Source organism: Actinomyces gerencseriae DSM 6844, assembly GCF_000429265.1.
Classification (GTDB): domain Bacteria; phylum Actinomycetota; class Actinomycetes; order Actinomycetales; family Actinomycetaceae; genus Actinomyces; species Actinomyces gerencseriae.
This window is the reverse complement of sequence record NZ_AUBN01000011.1, coordinates 105227-124593: the sequence shown is the minus strand read 5'-3', so window position 1 is coordinate 124593 and position 19367 is coordinate 105227. Positions and strand designations below refer to the sequence as shown.

Here is a 19367-nt window from a genome sequence, read left to right as displayed (position 1 = left end):
CAGGGTATGGGCGCACCGTGACGCGGACGTGCCGCGTGTGTGTCCCGGTTGTTTCGTTCCCCGGTCGTCCGGACGCCTCGGGGGTCCGCTCCGCCGGACTCAGCGGCCCCGCATGGCCCGCCGGTCCGGACGGACCTTGGAGGGGTCGATCCCCTTGGGGATCGGCAGACCCTTGGACGACAGGGAGGACAGGCGCTTGGAGACCTGGCTGATCTCGGCGTCCGTGAGCCTGGTGGGCTTGGTCGGCAGCTTGCGGATGGTGCGCCACAACTCACCCAGGCGGGTCTGCCCGTCCTCGACGCCGACGTTGACGACGTGCACCGGCACGGTGGACAGGATGCGTCGCAGGACCTTCTGCTCGTCGGCGATCGGACGCTGGAGGCGACCGGAGGGACCCTCGGCGACCAGCACCACCCCGGGGCGTCCCACCAGGCGCCAGATGACGTCCTGGGTCTTGGGGTTGACGTGCACGGGGTCGGATTCGAGGTACCAGCCACGGCCGAGCATCTGGTCGAGCACGAACTTGGCGGCTCCCGGCATGCCCTCGAGCTGGGCGTACACGGCGCGCTGCGCGGTCCACGTCAGGAGGGCGGTGTCCGCGGCGACGGCCAGCAGCACCGCCATGAGGGTCCAGTACCAGATGGCCTGTCGCAGCGCCAGGGAGAGGCCCACGGCCAGGCCGACGATCGCAACCGCCGTTCCCAGCATCGCCCACCCGATCCACGGGTAGGTCCTGCGCGAGATCGTGTAGGAGTCCTTGATTCTCTGGACGAGGCTCTGGATGCGCCGGCCGAAGCCGCGCTTCTTCCCCGACTCGGGGCTGGGGGCGGTGCTCACGCGCCCACCATAGTCGACGGCGCCGGTCCACCCCCCGCGCGGTCGCAGTCGATCGGCCGTCCGACGCCCCTCGCGGCGCGAATCCGGCGACGGGCGGATCAGGAGGCGCCTCCTCCCAGCCGCGCGACCACTGCGCTGGCCTCCTGCCGGGCGGTGACCGGTGTCGCGAGATCGGCCATCTCCTCCGGTACGGGGCGGCCCCTGGCGCGCATGGCCCTGCCCCAGAGCAGGCCCGAGCGGTAGGAGGAGCGCACCATCGGGCCGCTCATGACGGCGGCGATGCCCATCTCCTCGGCCATGGCCGCCAGCGCCACGAACTCCTGGGGCTTGACCCACCGGTCGATGGGGTGATGCAGCTTCGAGGGGCGCATGTACTGGGTGATGGTGAGGATGTCGACCCCGGCGTCGACGAGGCCGGCGACGGCGTCCTCGATCTCGGCGCGGGTCTCGCCCATTCCCAGGATGAGGTTCGACTTGGTCAGCAGTCCGGCCTCGGAGGCCCGGCGCAGCACCTCCAGACTGCCGTCGTAGGAGAAGGCGGGGCGTATGCGCCGGAAGATGCGCGGCACGGTCTCCAGGTTGTGGGCGAAGACCTCGGGCGCGGCCGAGAAGACCTCCTCCAGGGGCTCCGCGCGGCCCTTGAAGTCGGGCACCAGGAGCTCGACGCCGCAGCCGGGCAGCGCGGCGTGGATCTGCCGGGCGGTCTCGGCGTACAGCCAGGCGCCGCCGTCGGGGAGATCGTCGCGGGAGACTCCGGTGACCGTGGCGTATCGCAGCTCCATCCGCGCCACCGAGGCGGCCACCCGTGCGGGCTCGTCCTCGTCGTACTCGGTGGGGCGGCCGGTGGCGATGTCGCAGAAGTCGCAACGGCGCGTGCACAGCTCGCCACCGATGAGGAAGGACGCCTCGCGCTCGTTCCAGCACTCGTAGATATTGGGGCAGTTGGCCTCCGCACACACGGTGTGGAGCTTCTTCCGACGCACCAGGCCGCGTACCTCCCGGTAGGTCTGCGACACCACGGCACGGGTCTTGAGCCACTCGGGCCTGCGTTCGATCGGCGTCTCGGCGTTCCGCGCCTCGATACGCAGAAGACGACGGCCCTCAGGAGCGATGGTGCCGGTCACGAACCCTCCTCGACCTATGACGACAGCGCCGCCAGTCTATGCCAGGACGCGTCCGTCTGGGACTGAAGACCCATTTATGCGGTGCGGATCGGCGTGTGATGCGCCACCATCGGTGCGAGCCGCTCTGTGAGAGCGGCGGAGACGTCGTCGGCCAGGTCAACCGCGCGCAGGTGCGCCCCGGTCTCGGCCGCCAGGGATGTGACACCGGCGTCGTCGATGCCGCACGGCACGATCCGGTCCAGGTCGAAGGAGGTCAGATCGGGATCCACGTTGAGGCCGATGCCGTGCATCGTCGCGCCGCGCGCCACCCGAACCCCCAGCGCGCACACCTTGCGCTCCATTCCTCGGACCGACGAGGACGACTCCGGGTCCGCTGCGACCCACACGCCGGAGCGCCCCTCGATCCGATGGGTCGCAAGACCTCGCCGGGCGCACACGTCGATGACGGCCGCCTCCAGCGCGCGCACGTACTCGATCACATCAACGGGTGAGGCCAGGCGAACGATCGGGTAGACCGTGAGCTGGCCGGGGCCGTGCCATGTGGTCTTCCCGCCCCGGTCGACGTCGACGACCGGTACGTGGCCCGGTTCGACGAAGGCGCCGTCGGGCCGTTCCCAGGAGTGCGCTCTGCGGCCCACCGTGTAGACGGCCTCGTGCTCGAGGAGGATGAGCGTCGAGGTGCGGCGCCCATCGGCGACATCCGCGTGGATCCGCCGCTGGAGCTCCCACCCCTCGCGGAAGGGGACCAGGCGGGAGCCGAGGTCGAGGTCCAGGCGGTTCACACCGTCACGATAGACGTCCTGCCGGGGCGGCGCGCAGAGCGGACTCGCCGTGCGGACCCCGATGTCGTGCGGGGCCGACCCCGGACGATCGGGAGTTATCCACAGGGTGCCTCGAACCTGGTGCCGCAATGGGGGGCACGAGGACCATGGCTGCCATGAGATCCCTGAAGCCGCGCCGATCGAAATCGGAGCCGCCGCGCGCCGGCGACTCCTCGTCCACCGAGGACACCGCCCTGCCCGTCGAGATCAGCGATGAGCTGGTGGCGGCGGGCCTGGCGATCGGGGAGCCGATGGGGCGTGATCGGCCGGGCTACTTCGCTCCGCGGAGGGCCCTGGATACCTCCGGGCGCGACGTCGTGGTTCAGGTCGTCGACGTGGCCGAGGGCGCGGCCGGGGCCCGCGCCCTGCGTCGCCTGGCCGATCTTCGGCTGCTGCGCAGTGAGGCGATCGTGGGGGTTCGGCAGGTGATCTCCCTGCCGGGGGGACGCGTGGGCGTGATCAGCGACCTCGTCGTGGGAGCCGATCTGGCGGTCGTGCTGGGCGCCCGGGGCGGACTGACGCGTGACGAGGCCGCGCGGCTGCTCGACGACCTCGGGGCCGCGCTGGCGCATCTGCACGAGCGGAGCATGGCTCATGGAGACGTGGCGGCGGCCAATGTCATCGTGGACACCGACGGCCGACCGGTTCTCATCGATCTGCTGGGGGGCGTCCTGGAGACCGGCACCGAGTCGAGCGCGGCCCCCGAGCGCGGGACGGGAGGGCCGGCGACTGCCGCCGCGGATGTGTACTCCCTGGCGGCCCTCCTGCGCCAGTGCGCCGCGGGATCGCCGGCCCTGGCCGAACGGCTGGACCGGGTGCTGCTCGACGCCCTGGATCCCGATCCCGCTCGCAGGCCCAGCGCGCGCGACCTTGCGGCCCGCGCCCCCGAAATCGGTCGGCCGGGCGCCATCGAACTGCCCGACGGAGCCAGACTGGCCGCCGGAGCGCTGAGGGCCGCGACCGCTCAGCCGACACGGGCGGTGGCGTCGCGTCGCGGTCGCGCCCCCGGGGCGCGGCGACCGGCCCGGCCCCGGGGGCTCACGGGCCCTCCGGCGAGTCATCGACGTCGCGCGGCGCTCCTGGGCCTGGTGCTGCTGATGCTCAGCGCCGTCGTCGTCGCCGTCGGAGCCGGTGCGCTGATGCCGGGGTGGGCTCCCGACCGGATACTCGGCCGGGACGATGCGCCGTCCACCGCCGAGGCGTCCGCCTCGACGATGGCGGCCGAAGCAGTTGCGCAGGATGCCGCGGATGCGGACGCCGCGGATGCCGTTGCCATGGACGCCGCCGATGCGGGGGAGACCGATATGCTGCCGGTGGTGGTCGAGCTCTCGGTGACCCGTGATGCCGCTCTCAACGAGGGCGATGCCGAGGCCCTGGCGTCCACGACCGCACCGGGCTCCCCGGCGGCCCTGGCCGATCAGGCGCTGCTGACGGCGCTCGCCGACGCGGGGGAGCGGGTCGAGGGGCTGGACACCATGGTGCACTCGGTGACCAGTGCGCAGGCGGAGCGGGCCGGCGATGACTGGCCCGGCGCCACCGTCGTCCGTGTGTCGCAGTCCCAGGGGCCGTCGGTGCGCATCGGGGCCGACGGCTCGCGGAGGGCCGTGCCCGCCCAGGCGAGTCGGGATGTCGTGCTCGTGCTGGTCCCCGACCCGTGGAGGGTCGTCGAGGTCCTGCAGGCCGACTGAGGGAGCCGGCCGCGTGGTACGGGCCGGCTCGCCCCGGCGCGATTCGCTCGTCGCCCGCACGTCGTCATTGCGCCCGATCGTCCCCCGGCCGTGGTCAGTAGGGCTCGGTGAGCACCTCGGCGACGTCCGCGCGCTCGAGGAGCGACCGGCAGTCCGCCACCATGGCGGCCGAGCCGCACAGGTAGACGTCCGCTCCCGACAGTTCGGCGACGATATCCTTGAGCGCATCCGTCACCCGTCCGTGGAAGGAGCCGTCGACCGCCTCACGGCTGAGGCAACGCACCACGCGACCGGGCAGGGGGGCATCGACCAGGGTGGTGAGATCCTCCCCGCGGTTGCGGCAGCCGAACAGCAGGGTGTCGTTCCCCAGGTCGTCCGCGTGGCGGAACATGGCCAGGAAGGGGGCGAGCCCGGTGCCCGTGGCGATGAAGACACGACGGCGCCCGGATTCCCTGAGTGCGTACCGCCCCAGGGGCAACTCGACGACGGTGCGAGTCCCGGTCCCGGCCCGCTCGATGAAACGCGACCCCGTCCCGCCGGTTCGAGTCGAGACGAGGAGCCGGAGCACTCCTCCGTCGAGCCCGGCGATCGAGTAGTCGCGCCATGCGTTGTCGCCCACGTGAAGGCGGGCGAACTGCCCCGGCGCCCAGGCCTCGACCGGGCCCTCCAGCTCGAGCTCCACCTCCCGGATGCTGGGGGTCAGACGCCGTGCGGAGGTCAGGACGGCGTGGTGCTTGCCCTCGGGCAGCGCGCGGGGCGCGGCGGCCGGTCGGGCGGGAGCCTGAGAGCGCACGGCCGCGGTGATCATGGGGTAGCCGCGTGATCCGAGCACCTGGCAGGCGGCCGCCATCCCGCCCATCATGGCGCCCATGATGCCGAGGCTCCCGGCGTCCTGGCCGGCCAGGAACAGGCCGGGAATCGCCGTACGGGGGCCCAGCGGCCGGGACGCGTACCTCAACGGTGTGGCGGGCGGCCCGTAGAAGGCCCCGGCGGGATGCGCGGTGTAGTGCTCGTAGGTCAGGGGCGTGGAGACCTCCGTGTACTCCACCAGATCGCTCAGACCCGGGACGGCGCTCTCCGCGAGGGACAGCATGCCGGCGGCGATGCGCGCCTTGAGCGCGGAGTAGTCGGAGCCCCGGTCCCCCTGCGGACGGTCCGCCCACCGCTGGAAGGCCTCGGCATCGACGAATGACGTGACTTCGGCGGTGTGCGGCGTCTCGCCGGACTTCAGGGAGGGGAAGGAGACGAAGACGCTCTGCGCCCGTCCTTCCAGCAGAGCCGCTCCTCGCTGATCGAAGCCGTCGTGGTCGAGCTGCCGGTTGACCCAGACGTTGCCGCCGTCCACGCCGATACCGCGCGGGTCGTCTCGCAGGCGCAGGAACACGGTCACGGCCGACATCCCCGTGCCCAGGCGCCCGATGGTGCGGCGCACGGGGGCCGTGGCCCGGCCGACGGCGCCGTTCGTCGGCAGCAGGCGGGTGAACGTGGTGGATGCTCCGGCGGCCGAGATGACGACGGGGGCGCGATGCACCCGCTCGCACGTGTCCGCACCACGACGGTCCAGCACCCGCACTCCCGTCGCGGCGCCGTCCTCGACCAGGATCCCCGTGACCTCCTGGGCGACGCGAACGGCGCCTCCCGCCTGCTCGATCCCCTTCTCGAAGGTGCGCGCGATTCGGGCGCTGCCGCCCCTGGGGAACCATCCCCCGTCGAGGTAGTGGGCGACGACCAACGCGTGCATGGCGAAGGCCGAGCGCGAGGGGGGAAGGCCGTAGTCGCCCCACTGACTGGCCAGGACGGCCTTGAGGGCGGGGGAGCGGACGTGGGCGTCCAGGTACGCCTTCGTCGTGCCGGTGGCGGTGCGCCCGGTCAGGCGCTGTGCGAGACGCAGGAGCGGCGCGACGGGACGGGGCACCATCTCCTGGGCGAAGCCGAGCGTCGTCCAGGCGGCGACGCGGCGAACATCCTTGACGTAGCGGCGGATCGCCCCGGCCTCGTCGGGGAAGGCGCTGGTGAGGCTGCGCTCGTACTGCTCGGGATCACTGCTGGCGCGCAGGTCGATTCCGGGGTAGACGAAGCGGTCGTAGGCCTCCGGCATGCGGTTCCACATCAGTTCGCCGCCGGAGAGGTAGTCGAAGTACGCGCGGGCCCGGCTGCCGGGCGCGACCTGACCGATGTAGTGCACGCCCACGTCCCAGGAGGCCCCGTCGCGTCGGAAGGTGTGAGTCAGACCTCCCGGTTCCGTGTGCTGCTCGAGGACGAGGACCCGCTTGCCCGCCACGCGGGCGAGCATGCCCGCGGCGGTCAGTCCTCCGATGCCGGAGCCGATGACGATGACGTCGTATGCCATGTGTCCACTCTTCTCGTTACTAGACAGTGTCAGGTAGCAGCATAACAAGAACTTAGACACTGTCTAGTAGGTCGCGTGGCACGGTTCTACACTTGTGCCATGACGTCTGAAACGGTGGCGCAGTCCGAGAGGGGCGACGGCCGCGGTCTGCGCGCCCGGCTTCTGCGGACCAGTCGGGAGCTTCTCGATGCGGGCGGCCCGAGCGCGCTGAGCATGCGCGAGGTCGCGCGTCGCTCCGGGTGCACGCACCAGGCCCCCTACCACTACTTCGCCAACCGCGAGGCGATCCTCGCGGCTCTGGTGCGCGAGGGGTTCGAGGACCTCGCGGACCATCTGAGCGCCGCGCACGACGGACTCGAGGCGCAGGGGCTGCATGCGACCCTGATCGCCTCGGGGCACGCCTATGTCGAGTTCGCGCTGCGCAATCCCGGGGTCTTCCGCGTGATGTTCCGCCCCGACATGTGCGATCCGGAGCACTTCCCCGAGGTGGAGCACGCGAGTGCGCGCGCGCGCGACGAGCTCGCGCGCCTGGCGAGGATGGTGGCGGGCGAGGGCGCCGCACCGGAGGTCGAGACGCTGTTCTGGGCGGGCGTGCACGGGCTGGCGTCACTGCTGCTCGACGGCCCGTTGGCGGGAGAGCTCGAGACCCTCCAGGAGCGTCTCGAGTTCGCCCGTCGGGTCGGCCTGGTCGCTGTTCCACTCGCCGGGTTCGCGCGGCGGCCGCTCGGCGAGGAGCGGGACTCGGGGCGGTAGCGCGGGCGGCGCGGAGGCGCTCCGAGCGCAGCAGCAGTGAGGCCCCGCACCATTACGGTGCGGGGCCTCACGCGCCCGGGGCGGGTTCAGAGTCCCAGCTCGCCGGTGAAATCGCCTTCCTCAAGACGCCTCTTGACCGTCATGAGGTAGCGAGCCGCGTCCGCGCCGTCCACCAGCCGGTGATCGTAGGACAGCGCCAGATGGCACACCGAGCGGATCGCGATCGCCTCGCCCCCATCGACGTCCTTGATGACGCGCGGCTGCTTCTGGATCGCGCCCAGGCCGAGAATCGCGACCTCGGGCTGATTGATGATCGGGGTGTCGAACAACGCGCCCCCGGAGCCGGTGTTCGTGATCGTGAAGGTCGACCCGCTCAGCTCATCCGGGTTGACCCTGTTCTCCCGGGTGCGGGCGGCCAGATCGTTGATGCGCCTGGCCAGGCCCGGGATATTGAGCTCGCCGGCGTTCTTCACCACGGGCACGAGCAGCCCTCGCGGGGTGTCCACCGCGATGCCGATGTGCTCGACGTCGTGGTACGTCACCTGCTTGTCGTCGATGGTGGCGTTGATCTTCGGGTGGGCCTTGAGGGCCTCGGTCGCGGCCGCCACGAAGAATGGCAGGAAGGTCAGCTTCGTGCCGTTCTTGGCGAGGAACTCGTTCTTGGCCTGACCGCGCAGGGCGGCCACGCGGGTGACATCGACCTCGACGACCGTGGTCAGCTGGGCGGAGGTCTGCAGGGAGGTGATCATGCGCTCGGCGATGACCTGGCGCAGACGGCTCATCTTCTCGGTCCTGCCGCGCAGTGCCGTATCGACCGCGGGCCTGGCGGCGGCCGGGGCGGCGGGCGCCGCAGCGTGAGCCGGGGCCTCGGCGGCCCTGGACGTTCCGGCCGCCTCAGCCGCCTTGGCCGCCTCAGCCGCCTTGGCCGCTTCGGCGGTCCTGGCCGCCTCCTCGACGTCCTGCTTGCGGATACGACCGCCCACGCCCGTTCCGGTGAGCGTCGTGAGGTCGATACCCTTGTCCCGAGCGAGCTTGCGCACGATCGGGGTGACGTACGCCGCGGACGCGACAGCGGCGGCGGACGGCGCCGCCGTCGCGGGCGACTCGGTCCTGGGCTCCGCGGGAGTCGGCGCCGCGTGCCTCGGGCCGTAGACCGGGGCGGCCGGAGCGGCCGCGGGCGTCGGTGCCGCCGGCGCGGCGGCGGGCGTCGGCGCGGCCGCCGATGCGGGGGCGGCCGCGGGTGCCGGGGGGATCGGTGCGGCCGGGGCGGCCGCGGGCGCCGGGGTCGCCGGGACGTCTCCCTCGGAGGGGGCCCCGATAATGGCCAGGACGGTGCCCACCTCGACGGTCTCGTCCTCGGGGACCCGGATCTCCAGGATCGTGCCGGCGACGGGCGAGGGCACCTCGGTGTCGACCTTGTCGGTGGCGACCTCGAGGAGGGGCTCATCCACCTCGACGGTGTCGCCGACGGCCTTGAGCCACGACGAAACAGTGCCCTCGGTGACGGACTCGCCCAGAGCGGGCATCTTTACGGACTCGGACATGGTGGAAACTCTCTATCTCTTCGAGATCAGCCGTGGTTGTGCAGGGGCTTGCCGGCGAGAACCATAGCGGCCTCGCCGATGGTCTCGTTCTGCGTGGGGTGGGCGTGGACGAGCGGGGCGAGATCGTGGGCATCGGCCTCCCATGAGACGATCAGCTGTCCCTCGCCGATCTGCTCGCCCATGCGCGCGCCGATGGCGTGGAAGCCGACGACGGGCCCGTCCTTGAGCGAGACGAGCTTGACGAATCCCTGCGCGCCCAGGATCTGGCTCCTGGCATTGCCCGCCACATTGAACTCGGCCGTTGTGACGTTCTCGGCCCCATGGGTCTCGATGGCCTCGGCCTCGCTGAGCCCCACGGAGGCGATCTCGGGCTCGCAGAAGGTCACCCTCGGGACCCGGGCGTCGTCGACTGGTCGAGGGTCGAGACCGGCGATCCTCTCGGCCACCACGATGCCCTGGGCGAATCCGCGATGCGCGAGCTGGAGGCCCGGGACGATGTCTCCCACCGCCCAGACGCCCCGGACACTGGTGCGACCGTACTCGTCGGTCAGGACGAAACCGCGATCCATTGCGACTCCGGCCTCCTCGTAGCCGAGATTCGCGGTGGCCGGGCCGCGCCCCACGGCGATGAGGAGGACCTCGGCGTCGAAGGCCCTGCCATCAGTGGTGCGAACGGATACTCCGGCGGCGGTGCGCTCGACCGACTCGAACATGGTGCCGGTCCTGACAACGATCCTGCGCTTGCGGAAGGCCCGCTCGAGTTGCTTGGAGATGGCCTCGTCCTCATTCGGAACCAGGCGGGGCAGCCCCTCGATGACGGTGACCTGCGAACCCAGGGAGGCCCAGGCGGAGGCGAACTCGACTCCGATGACCCCGCCGCCCAGAATGATGGCCGAGGCCGGCACGTGGTCGAGCTCGAGAGCCTGATCGCTGGTCATGACCGGCCCGGAGATCCTCTGTCCCATGGTCTTGGACGACGAGCCGGAGGCGAGGACGACGTTCCTGCCCCTGTACCGCCTGCCATCCACCTCGACTGTATCCTCGGCGATCAACCGGCCCCAGCCCCTGACGGCCTCGATGCCCCGGGAGGAGACAAGACCCTGCAGGCCCTTGTGCATCCTCGAGATCACGCCGTCCTTGTACTTCTGGACTGCGGGCATGTCGATGCCCTGGAACACCGCCCTGACCCCGACGGCGGCGGCCTCGCGCACGGCCTCGGCTGTCTCTGCCGAGTGCAGAATCGCCTTAGTGGGCACGCAACCGCGATGGAGGCAGGTGCCGCCGATCTTGTCCGCCTCGATGAGGGCGACGCTCAGGCCCAGCTGAGCGCCGCGCAGCGCGGCGGCGTAGCCGCCCGAGCCGGCGCCCAGGATGACCAGGTCGTACACGGTGTCTGTCACGAAAACTCCTCGCTGATGTTGTCCGCATGCGCGGAGCGGCTCGGCACGTTGGTCATTGTTGCACCTGGTCGCGATCCGTAGGTGCTGAAATCGCATGCGTGGGGGACTTGAGTCCTGTAGGGCCGGTGAGTCCCATCACCCGACGGGGCATCCGGACTACGGCCCCGCGTGCATCGGCACGGCGGGCGTCGCGCCCCGGGACGGGTCGTCGCTATCGGCCCTCCGACGGCGCGGGGCGTCGCTCGTCGGCTATGCGACGACCGCCCGACGGTCGGGGACGCGACCGCGGTTGCGGAGAAGGCCCAGAATTGTGGCGAGGCCGACTCCGGTGCCGCCGGTGGGCGTCGCGCCCCAGGGCGAGTTCTCGTTGTAGGCCGGGCCGGCGATGTCGAGATGGGCCCATGGCACATCCCCCACGAACTCGCGCAGGAAGAGCCCGGCCACGAGCATGCCCCCGGCACGGCTGCCGACGGCGGCGTTCCGAAGCGCGGCGACGGGCGTCTCCAGGGCGCTGCGCAGGTGCTCGGGCAGCGGCATGGGCCAGAACGCCTCGCCGACTCCGGCGGCGCAGGCGACGACCTCATCGCGCACCGGGGGAGTGCCCATGACCCCTGCCACCCGGTCGCCCAGTGCGGTGATCTGCGCCCCGGTGAGGGTGGCGACGTCGATCACGCAGTCGGGCCCGTCCTCGATGGCGCGTGCCAGGGCGTCGGCCATCACCAGGCGCCCCTCCGCGTCGGTGTTGGTGATCTCCACGGTGGTGCCGTCGTACATCGTCACGATGTCGCCGGGGCGCTGGGCGTCGGCCATGGGCATGTTCTCGGCCAGGGCCAGCCAGGCGTCCACCCGGACTCCCAGCTGCAGGCGCGCCGCCGCCACGACCGCGCCGAGCACAGTGGCGGCGCCGGCCATGTCCGACTTCATCTCCGGCATGGAGGTCGCCGGCTTGAGGGACAGGCCTCCGGAGTCGAAGGTGATGCCCTTGCCGATCAGCGCGATGCGCTGCGCCGACCGGTCCGGCACCCAGGAGACGCGCACGAGGGAGGGCGGGTGCACGGAGCCTTGACCGACGCCGATGATGCCGCCGAAGCCGCGCTCGCGCAGGAGCGCCTCCTGAAGGACTTCGACCTCCAGCCCCGCCTCGTCGGCGATGGCCCGCGCTCGCTCGGCGAAGACCCCGGGGGTCAACCGATTGGGCGGCTCATTGACGAGATCGCGCACGAGCGTCGTCGCCTCGGACAGGACGCTCGCGCGCGTCATGGCGGCATCCCCCTCCTCGGATCCCGCCAGGGTGGTGGCCACGACGATGCGCTCCAGCGGTGGCGTCGGGGCGGGTACGCGCCCCGACCAGGCGTAGGCGCCGACGAGCGCGCCCTCGGCCACCGCGACCAGGTCGTCGGGCCGGTCGGCCGGAAGGAGGAACGCGGCCGAGCCCGACCCGGACAGCGTGCGCGCAGCGCATCCGGCGGCCCGCTTGAGGGTCCCTGCTCGGGTGGCCCCGAGCGCGGTGGCATCCCCCGGCCCGGGGTCGGTGCCGGTTCCGACGACCAGGACGCAGTCGGCGGTCATGCCCGGGCCCAGGGCGCCGGAGGGCACCCGCGCGACCTCGTCGAGCTCTCCGGTGAAGCCGACGGCGGACAGGGCCGTGGCGAGGGCCCCGACGTCGAGGTCCTCGGTGATGATGCCGTCCGTCAGAAGCGAGGGGGCCCCGTCGATGCGCGCGGCCGCCAGCACGAGCACCTCGACATTCGCGCGGGCGGGGCGGGAGGACATCAGCTCAAGAGTGGTCACAGCCTCCGATGGTAATGTGCCGGAAGTTGTTCGGTGTTGTTCTGCCCGGGCCGTCCGTCATGGCTGCGGCCCCGTGAGGAGTTTCCGCGATGTCTGCACCAGCGGACGACCGCCCCCCGGTCCGCGGCGTTGAGGACCGGCGTCGTCCCGCCCACGGGTGGGGGCGCCTCCTCGTGGTCGTCTTCGCCGCCTTCGGGCTGGTCGTGCTGGTTCCGTCCACGGTCTCATTGGTGCGTCAGCCGACTGCCGCTCCGGTCGTCGGGTCGATCAATGTCGTCGCCGGCCTGCTGTTCGTCCTCCTGGCCGTGTGCGTGGCGCACAACGGGCGCCGCATGCGGATCATCGGCTGGATGAGCCTGTCAGCTCTGCTGACCGGTGCGGTGCTCATCGGCGTACTGACGTGGACTGATGCCGCGGAGGGGCTGGAGTCCAGTGTATGGGCCGGTGGCGGCTGCCGTCTCGGCTACCTGCCGCTCCTGCTCCCGATCGTGGCGGCGGGTTGGATGTGGATGAGCAACCCGCGTCGCATCGTGGTCAACGCCGAGCGGATGGATGAGCTGGGCGCCACGCTCGCCGAACGGGCCAGGACGGCGCAACCGGGGCGCGAATCACGTCGTGGTGGGAGCAGCGGGAACCACGGCGGTGGACACGGCCATGGTCGTGAACGGGTCGTGAACGGGTATGGAGGCCACAACGAGGAGTCGTAGGAGGACGGCGGCGGGATGACGGACGGCGAGGAGCCGAAGAGCCGGTGAACGGCGCACCTCATCGGTATCGGTGCCGTCGCCGTCGTCGTCATCCCTTGTCGCCCTCCGGGCGTCGCTCCAGTCGTCGTCCGTCATCTCCGCCATGACCGCCCCTGCGGTTCGCGGAATGGTGGGACCGCCTCCAGCGCTCCTGGACGCGGGCACCGACGGACGTGGGCGCCTGAGGGTCCTCGATGCTCATGCCGCGGCGGCGCAGCTCCTCGGTGTAGATGGTCGAGCGAGTGAGGAACCGTCCCGTCACGGTGGACAGCGCGACCGCGAGCATGAGGGGAGTCAGCAGGTTGTACTGCCCGGTCATCTCGATGATGAGGATGACGCCGGTGAGCGGCGCGCGGGCGGCGCCCGAGAACACGGCGCCCATCCCCAGTACTCCGAAGACGGCGGCGGCCTCCGGACGCTCGGGAGTGATGAGCGTGCCGAAGCACGCCCCGAGCGTGCCCCCGATGAACAGAGAGGGGGCGAAGACGCCTCCGGGCATGCCCACTGCCAGGGTCGCCGATGTCGCGATGATCTTGGCCAGAACCAGGCCGGCCAGCGCCGCGGCGGTGTAGCGCCCGTCCAGGGCGCGACCGAGTATCGCCGAGGACTCGCCGTACATCTCGGGCACCACCAGCAGGATGCCTCCGACCAGCAGGCCTCCCGCGGCCGGTCGCGCCCAGTCGGGGATGCGAAGCCGGTCGGCCCCGGTGGTGGCGGCGTCGGCGCTCAGGTACCGGGCGCGCGAGAAGCCGACGCCGATCAGTCCACCCAGCACGCCGAGAACGGAGACCCACCCGAGCTGGGCGTCGCCGGTGAGGTTCAGAGTGGGCAGGGACAGCGACAGCGAGGTGCCCAGCACATGGTGCGAGAGCACCGTTGAGGATACGCAGGCGAGCACCACGAAGGTGAAGGCATCGACGGTGAAGTCGACCAGGACCACCTCCATCGCGAAGAAGGCTCCCGCGAGCGGGGCGTTGAAGGCCGCGGCGATGCCCGCGGCCGTTCCGGCGGCCGCCAGCAGCCGCACCGCCCGTCGGGGGAGACCCAGGCGACGGCCGAACAGGCTCGCAGTGCTCGCCCCGAGCTCGGCGATCGGGCCCTCGGGACCCACCGAGCCGCCGCCGCCGATCGTCAGCGCCGCCGAGACCACCGCGGCCGCGGCCGGGCCCGGGGCCATGGCGCCATCGGAGCGCCGGGACGACCACAGGACGCCCGCCACTCCGTGTCCCGTCGGCGTGCCTCCCAACCTCGTCATGAGAGGGCCGATCATGAGTCCCGAGAGCACGGGGGCGACCAGGAGGAACCATCTGCCCAACGCGGACAGCGCGCCGGTGCCGGCCCCCAGGGAGAGCGTGTAGTCCTGGGCACCGGTCAGAGCACCGGTCCACGCGTCGATGGCCATGCGGAACAGGATGGCGCCCGCTCCCGACACGAGACCGACCCCGACCGCCAGCGTGAACAGGCCGCTGCGGTGGTGGCGCAGCAGCTCCAGGAGAGCGTCGCGAAGTCGCTCGCGCGCGGATCGCATCGTCATGGGAGTGTCATGGGGGAGGGGTGCGTCGCCGCGGTCGGGCCTTTCCGCGGCGAAGGAGAGCAGCGAGTGAGGATCAGCGGGTCAGGTTCTCCACGTGCACCACGACCGGGTCCTCCTCCGGGGACTCCAGGCCCCACACCTGGGTGTAGAAGCTCAGCTCCGCGCGGAGTGCCCGGTGGATGTTCGATGCCAGGCGCAGCCCGTGGCCCTCGCCGTGGAAGACCTCGAGCGCCACTGGCAGGCCCTTGGCCCTGACGGCCTCGTACATGGCGGTCGCCTGGTCCGCGGGCACGATCGGGTCCTCGCTGCCCTGCAGGAGCAGCAGGGGGGCGTGGATGTCGTCGATGTGGTGCAGCGGCGAGCGGTCGGCGAGCACCGGAGCGTCGGCGTCGTCGGCGCCCACGAGCGTGCCGATGTAACGGGACTCGAACTTGTGGGTGGTGCGGGTCAGTCGGGCCAGGTCCGCCACGCCGTACAGGGAGGTTCCGGCGCTGAAGACGGTCGAGCGGGTGAGTGCCGCCAGGACGGTGAAGCCTCCGGCGGAGGCGCCGCGCACCGCGACGCGAGCGGGGTCGACCTTGCCGGAGGCGGCGAGGAACTCGGCTCCGGCGATGACGTCATCGGCGTCGTAGACGCCCCAGTGGCCGTTGAGCGTGTGCCGGTAACTGGTGCCGTAGCCGGTTGAGCCCCGGTAGTTGACGTCCAGGTATGCGAAGCCCCGGCTCGTCCAGTACTGGATGTTCAGGTCGTAGCCGGGGCGGGCCGCCGCAGTCGGACCGCCATGAACGTTGACGATGAGCGGGGGCAGCTCGTCGTCGGGGCCGGTGTGCGACGCGGATGACGGCGGGTAGAAGAAGCCGTGCGCGGTGGCGTCCGCGGTGGTCGGCCACGCCAAGGGCGTGGGCAGGGAGATCCCGATGGCCTCGGCCGCGAACTCGCCCGAGTCGCGCAGGACCTCGACATCGCCGTCGCGCACCTCGATGATCGCGGGCAGCTCCATCTCGTTGTTCGCCAGCATGACGACCCGCCCCGCGGACGAGGCGACGTTGCCCAACGGCTGCCAGCCGATGTTCCACTCCTCCAGCTCCCCGTTGGACAGCCTGATCGTGCCGAGGTGCCATACGCCGTCGCGCGCCCAGGAGGCGATGAGGTGCTCGCCGTCGAGGACATCGTAGTGGTGCGGGCCCAGCATCCAGGCCGGCGAGGTGAAGGTCGCCTCGACGGGATGCAGCGGGCGGGTGCGCAGCCCGGTCGACCAGCCCTCGCGGTTGGTGCCGCGGCGCGGGAACCCCTCGGTGCGGTACAGGTTGGAGAATCCCGAGGCGTTGGAGATGTGCACCAGCTCGCACTCCTCCGTCCACCGGGGCTCGGACGCGGCGTTGCCATCGCCGTCGATGATCGCCTGCTCGCCGATGCCGCCGTCGGGCAGGAGATCCCCCACGTGCAGGGTCGTGCTCTCCCACGGCATGCTCGGGTGGTTCCAGGTGATCCAGGCCAGGCGCTCGCCATCGGGGGACAGGGTCGGCGAGGTCACGAAGTCCGTCCCGGCGACGATCGTGGTCACCGGAGTGTCCTCGCGCGCGGCGGAGCCGTCCAGCGGGATGGCCACCAGCGAGTTGACGGCCTCGCCGTCGCCCCGGTGATCCTCGCGCACCGCGTAGACCAGGCCTCGCGCGGTGTCGATCTCGAGGTCCCCGTGGCGCACGTCGCCGTAGATCGTCAGCGGTACCAGACCGCGCATCCGATGGGCGACGTCATAGCGGTACAGGCGCCCGTCCCCGGCGTGGGAGACGACGATGATCCCGGAGTCGACCGCGTAGGCGCGCCCGCCGTACTCGTGCACACGGGTGTGCACGTCGACGAGCTCGTCGGAGGGCGTCAGGGGGAGGATCTCCCCGACCGAGCCATCCCCGCCGCGGCGCAGCAGGACGTTGCGGCCGGCCTGCGAGGCGCGCTGCTCCACCCAGTAGGTGTCCGCGCCGTCCACGCGCACTTGCGACAGCCGCACCGTCCGCGTGGTGATGGTGCCGGGCGTGATGGTAGAGGGCCAGGTCCCGAACGGAGCCGTGGTGCTCATGGTTCCTCCTGAGTGCGGTACGGCTGGGCGCGGCGCGGGGCGCCGCGCCCCCAACCCTACGTGCTCGCCCCGGTCCGCAGCGACACGGTCGAGTCGGGCGCTCAGCGCCTATGCTGAGACGCCATCGGATATCACCATGCACGTGTACGTGCACGCACGCGCGCATCGTGCACGGCCGGCCCGCGGCATCGCCTGGGCGCGGACCGGGGCGCGGGCGCACGGCGGAATGCACGGGACGCGGCAGGACCAGGACGAGGAGCGGGAGGAACGCGCTGATGAGTAGAGAGACAGTGCCGTCAGTGCCGTCAGTGCCGTCAGTGCCGTCATCAGTGCGGGCCGCGCCGGTAGCGTCCGCGGACGCCGGTGCGGCCGGTGCGGCGCCGCCCCGCACGCCGCTGCTGTCCTCGATCGCGCGGCCCGGCGACCTGGGCCGGCTCACCAGCGAGGAGCTCGTGGCGCTCGCGGCGGAGATCCGGCGCTACCTCGTCGCCTCGGTCGCCCGCACCGGAGGCCACCTGGGACCCAACCTCGGCGTCGTCGAGCTGACGATCGCCCTGCACCGGACCTTCTGGTCGCCGCGGGACGCCATCGTCTTCGACACCGGCCACCAGGCCTATGTTCACAAGCTGCTCACCGGTCGTCAGGACTTCACCCACCTGCGTGAGCGAGGCGGGCTGTCGGGCTACCCGTCACGGACCGAGTCCGTCCACGACGTCGTGGAGAACTCCCACGCCTCCACCTCGCTCTCCTGGGCGGACGGCATCGCCCGCGCCAACCACCTTCAGGGCCACGACGAGCGTCACGTCGTCGCCGTGATCGGCGACGGCGCCATGACCGGGGGCATGGCCTGGGAGGCGCTGAACAACATCGCCGACTCCGCCGACAAGCACCTGGTCATCGTCGTCAACGACAACGGCCGCTCCTACGCCCCCACCATCGGCGGGCTGGCCCACCACCTCGACGCGCTGCGCACCAACCCCGGCTACGAGCGCGTCCTGTCCGGGGTCAAGCGGACCCTGCTGTCCCAGGGGGCGCCCGGTCGGGCCGCCTTCGACGCCCTGCACGGTCTCAAGCGGGGGCTCAAGGACGTCCTGGTCCCCTCGGCGTTCTTCGAGGACCTGGGGGTCAAGTACACCGGTCCGGTCGACGGCCACGACATCACCGCCATCGAGTTCGCCCTCACCCGGGCCCGCGAGTACGCCGAGCCGGTCATCGTCCACGTCATCACCGAGAAGGGGCGGGGGTACACCCCTGCCGAGGAGGACAACGCAGACCGCTTCCACGCCGTCGGGCGCATCCACCCCGAGACGGGCCTGCCGGTGGTGCCCTCGCGGTTCGGCTGGACGGCCGTCGTCGCCGAGGAGCTGGTGGAGCTGGCCCGCGGTGATGAGCGGATCGTCGGCATCACCGCGGCCATGCAGCAGCCGGTCGGCCTGCAGCCGCTCGCCGATGCCCTGCCCGAGCGCGTCATCGACGTCGGCATCGCCGAGCAGCACGCGCTCACCTTCTCCGCCGGGCTCGCCTTCGCCGGGATGCACCCGGTGATCGCCCTGTACGCCACCTTCCTCAACCGCGCCTTCGACCAGGTCCTCATGGACGTCGGCCTGCACCGGGCCGGTGTCACGATCCTGCTGGACCGTGCCGGCATCACCGGCACGGACGGAGCCAGCCACAATGGCATGTGGGACATGGCGCTGTTGGCTCACGTCCCGGGCCTGCACCTGGCGGCGCCCCGGGACGAGGCGACGCTGCGCCAGGCACTGGACGTGGCGATCGGCGCCGACGACGTCTCGACCGTGGTGCGCTACCCCAAGGGGTCCCTGCCCGCCCCCCTGCCCGCCGCGCGTACCGTGGGGGAGGAGGACGGGGCGTTCTGCGCGGTGGACGTCCTGCTGGACACGGCCGACGTCCCCGTCGGGACCGCGGGCACCGGGGAGGGGGCCGGAGCGCTGCTGCTGGTCGGAGTGGGCGCCATGGCCGCCGCGACTCTCGACGCCGGCCGGTGCCTGGCGGCCGAGGGGCTGGCGGTGCGGGTGGTCTCCCCGCGCTGGCCGGTGCCCGTGCCCGCGGCGCTGGTCGAGATGGTGCGCGAGAGCCGGGGGGCGCTCGTGGTGGAGGACGGGCTCGTCGAGGGCGGGGTCGGCTCCCAGCTGCGCGACGCCGCCGAGGACGCGGCACTGGCCGACGGTACCGGGGCCGTTCCACGGGTGATGCGCCTGGGCGTGCCGCGCCGTTTCCCGCCCACGGCGGACCGCGAGGAGCTGCTGGCCGAGTTCGGCATGGACCCGGAGGGGATCTCCGCGGCGGCACGGCGACTTGCGGGAGGGCCGAGGGGCTGAACCGTTCGGGCCGGTGGGGCCGCCGGCACCGGAAGGCGGGGAGACCAATAGGACTCGGGGCGGTCAAGGTCCTGAACGGCCCGGCTCGTCGGCCACATCCTCACCACCAGGATCGTGATCGACGGTGAAGCGGGCCCGGTGAACCCGCTGGAGGCCGCGCCGTCGCGCGTCGCCTTGGGCCACCAGATCATCTCATCCGCCGGGGTGCGGCGCTCGTGAAAGGGGCGGGCCGCCCCCCTCCCGAGCCGGCCCGATGGGTCCCGCAATCGTGGGACGCCTGTCCTATTGCTGTGATGGCCGACATTTATGCAGGAGTTGAAAAGTGTGTGAGCAAGCCACTAATGCTGGCACACAACGCAAGGA

The 19367-nt window shown here is 71.7% G+C and carries 12 protein-coding genes and 1 pseudogene; 4 read left to right on the top strand and 9 right to left on the bottom strand.

Translation table 11 applies throughout. The annotated features are described in order from the left end of the window. Positions 1-99 precede the first annotated feature (99 nt). From G448_RS0105730 to lipB, 3 genes are all read right to left on the bottom strand, one after another. Positions 100-837, bottom strand: coding sequence for a DUF4191 family protein (locus G448_RS0105730; RefSeq protein ID WP_026407224.1), 738 nt, complete (start codon positions 835-837; stop codon positions 100-102). A 98-nt stretch (positions 838-935) separates the two neighbouring features. Beyond that, positions 936-1961, bottom strand: coding sequence for a lipoyl synthase (lipA, locus tag G448_RS0105725; RefSeq protein WP_051268656.1), 1026 nt, complete (start codon positions 1959-1961; stop codon positions 936-938). Positions 1962-2035: 74 nt separating this feature from the next. Further along, positions 2036-2743: a lipoyl(octanoyl) transferase LipB gene (lipB, locus tag G448_RS0105720; protein ID WP_026407222.1), complete on the bottom strand. Its 708-nt coding sequence runs from the start codon at positions 2741-2743 to the stop codon at positions 2036-2038. Between the two features lie 155 nt (positions 2744-2898). Here lipB and G448_RS0105715 point away from each other — a divergent pair, with 155 nt between their 5' ends. Further along, a complete protein-coding gene (locus G448_RS0105715; protein ID WP_084436379.1) occupies positions 2899-4470 on the top strand; it encodes a protein kinase domain-containing protein in 1572 nt (523 codons plus the stop codon). Positions 4471-4564: 94 nt separating this feature from the next. On the opposite strand, the gene G448_RS0105710 is transcribed toward G448_RS0105715, so the two are convergent. Continuing rightward, positions 4565-6820: an FAD-dependent oxidoreductase gene (locus G448_RS0105710; RefSeq protein WP_026407220.1), complete on the bottom strand. Its 2256-nt coding sequence runs from the start codon at positions 6818-6820 to the stop codon at positions 4565-4567. A gap of 99 nt (positions 6821-6919) precedes the next feature. Between G448_RS0105710 and G448_RS0105705 the strand changes: the two genes are divergently transcribed. Then, positions 6920-7573 carry a TetR/AcrR family transcriptional regulator gene (locus G448_RS0105705; protein WP_026407219.1) on the top strand — a complete coding sequence of 218 codons (654 nt, stop codon included), beginning with the start codon at positions 6920-6922 and terminating at the stop codon, positions 7571-7573. An 86-nt stretch (positions 7574-7659) separates the two neighbouring features. Here the strand turns inward: G448_RS0105705 and sucB are convergent, their stop codons facing one another. The 3 genes from sucB to G448_RS0105690 form a co-directional block, all read right to left on the bottom strand. Further along, a complete protein-coding gene (gene sucB, locus G448_RS0105700; RefSeq protein ID WP_026407218.1) occupies positions 7660-9117 on the bottom strand; it encodes a 2-oxoglutarate dehydrogenase, E2 component, dihydrolipoamide succinyltransferase in 1458 nt (485 codons plus the stop codon). A gap of 26 nt (positions 9118-9143) precedes the next feature. Beyond that, complete coding sequence (lpdA, locus tag G448_RS0105695) at positions 9144-10517, bottom strand: dihydrolipoyl dehydrogenase (protein WP_026407217.1); 1374 nt, start codon at positions 10515-10517, stop codon at positions 9144-9146. A 249-nt stretch (positions 10518-10766) separates the two neighbouring features. Further along, on the bottom strand, positions 10767-12308 hold the full coding sequence (locus tag G448_RS0105690; RefSeq protein WP_026407216.1) for a leucyl aminopeptidase: 1542 nt from the start codon (positions 12306-12308) through the stop codon (positions 10767-10769). An 89-nt stretch (positions 12309-12397) separates the two neighbouring features. Between G448_RS0105690 and G448_RS15240 the strand changes: the two genes are divergently transcribed. Further along, positions 12398-13015 (top strand): hypothetical protein, encoded by a 618-nt coding sequence (locus G448_RS15240; RefSeq protein WP_245572199.1) that lies wholly within the window; start codon positions 12398-12400, stop codon positions 13013-13015. A gap of 202 nt (positions 13016-13217) precedes the next feature. Here the strand turns inward: G448_RS15240 and G448_RS15235 are convergent. Next, a pseudogene (locus G448_RS15235) lies at positions 13218-14588 on the bottom strand (chloride channel protein); the annotation flags it as partial. Positions 14589-14661: 73 nt separating this feature from the next. Next, positions 14662-16665 (bottom strand): alpha/beta hydrolase family protein, encoded by a 2004-nt coding sequence (locus G448_RS0105675; RefSeq protein ID WP_026407215.1) that lies wholly within the window; start codon positions 16663-16665, stop codon positions 14662-14664. 275 nt (positions 16666-16940) lie between these two features. Between G448_RS0105675 and dxs the strand changes: the two genes are divergently transcribed. Then, on the top strand, positions 16941-19004 hold the full coding sequence (gene dxs, locus G448_RS0105665) for a 1-deoxy-D-xylulose-5-phosphate synthase (RefSeq protein ID WP_084436355.1): 2064 nt from the start codon (positions 16941-16943) through the stop codon (positions 19002-19004). The last annotated feature ends 363 nt before the right edge of the window (positions 19005-19367 follow it).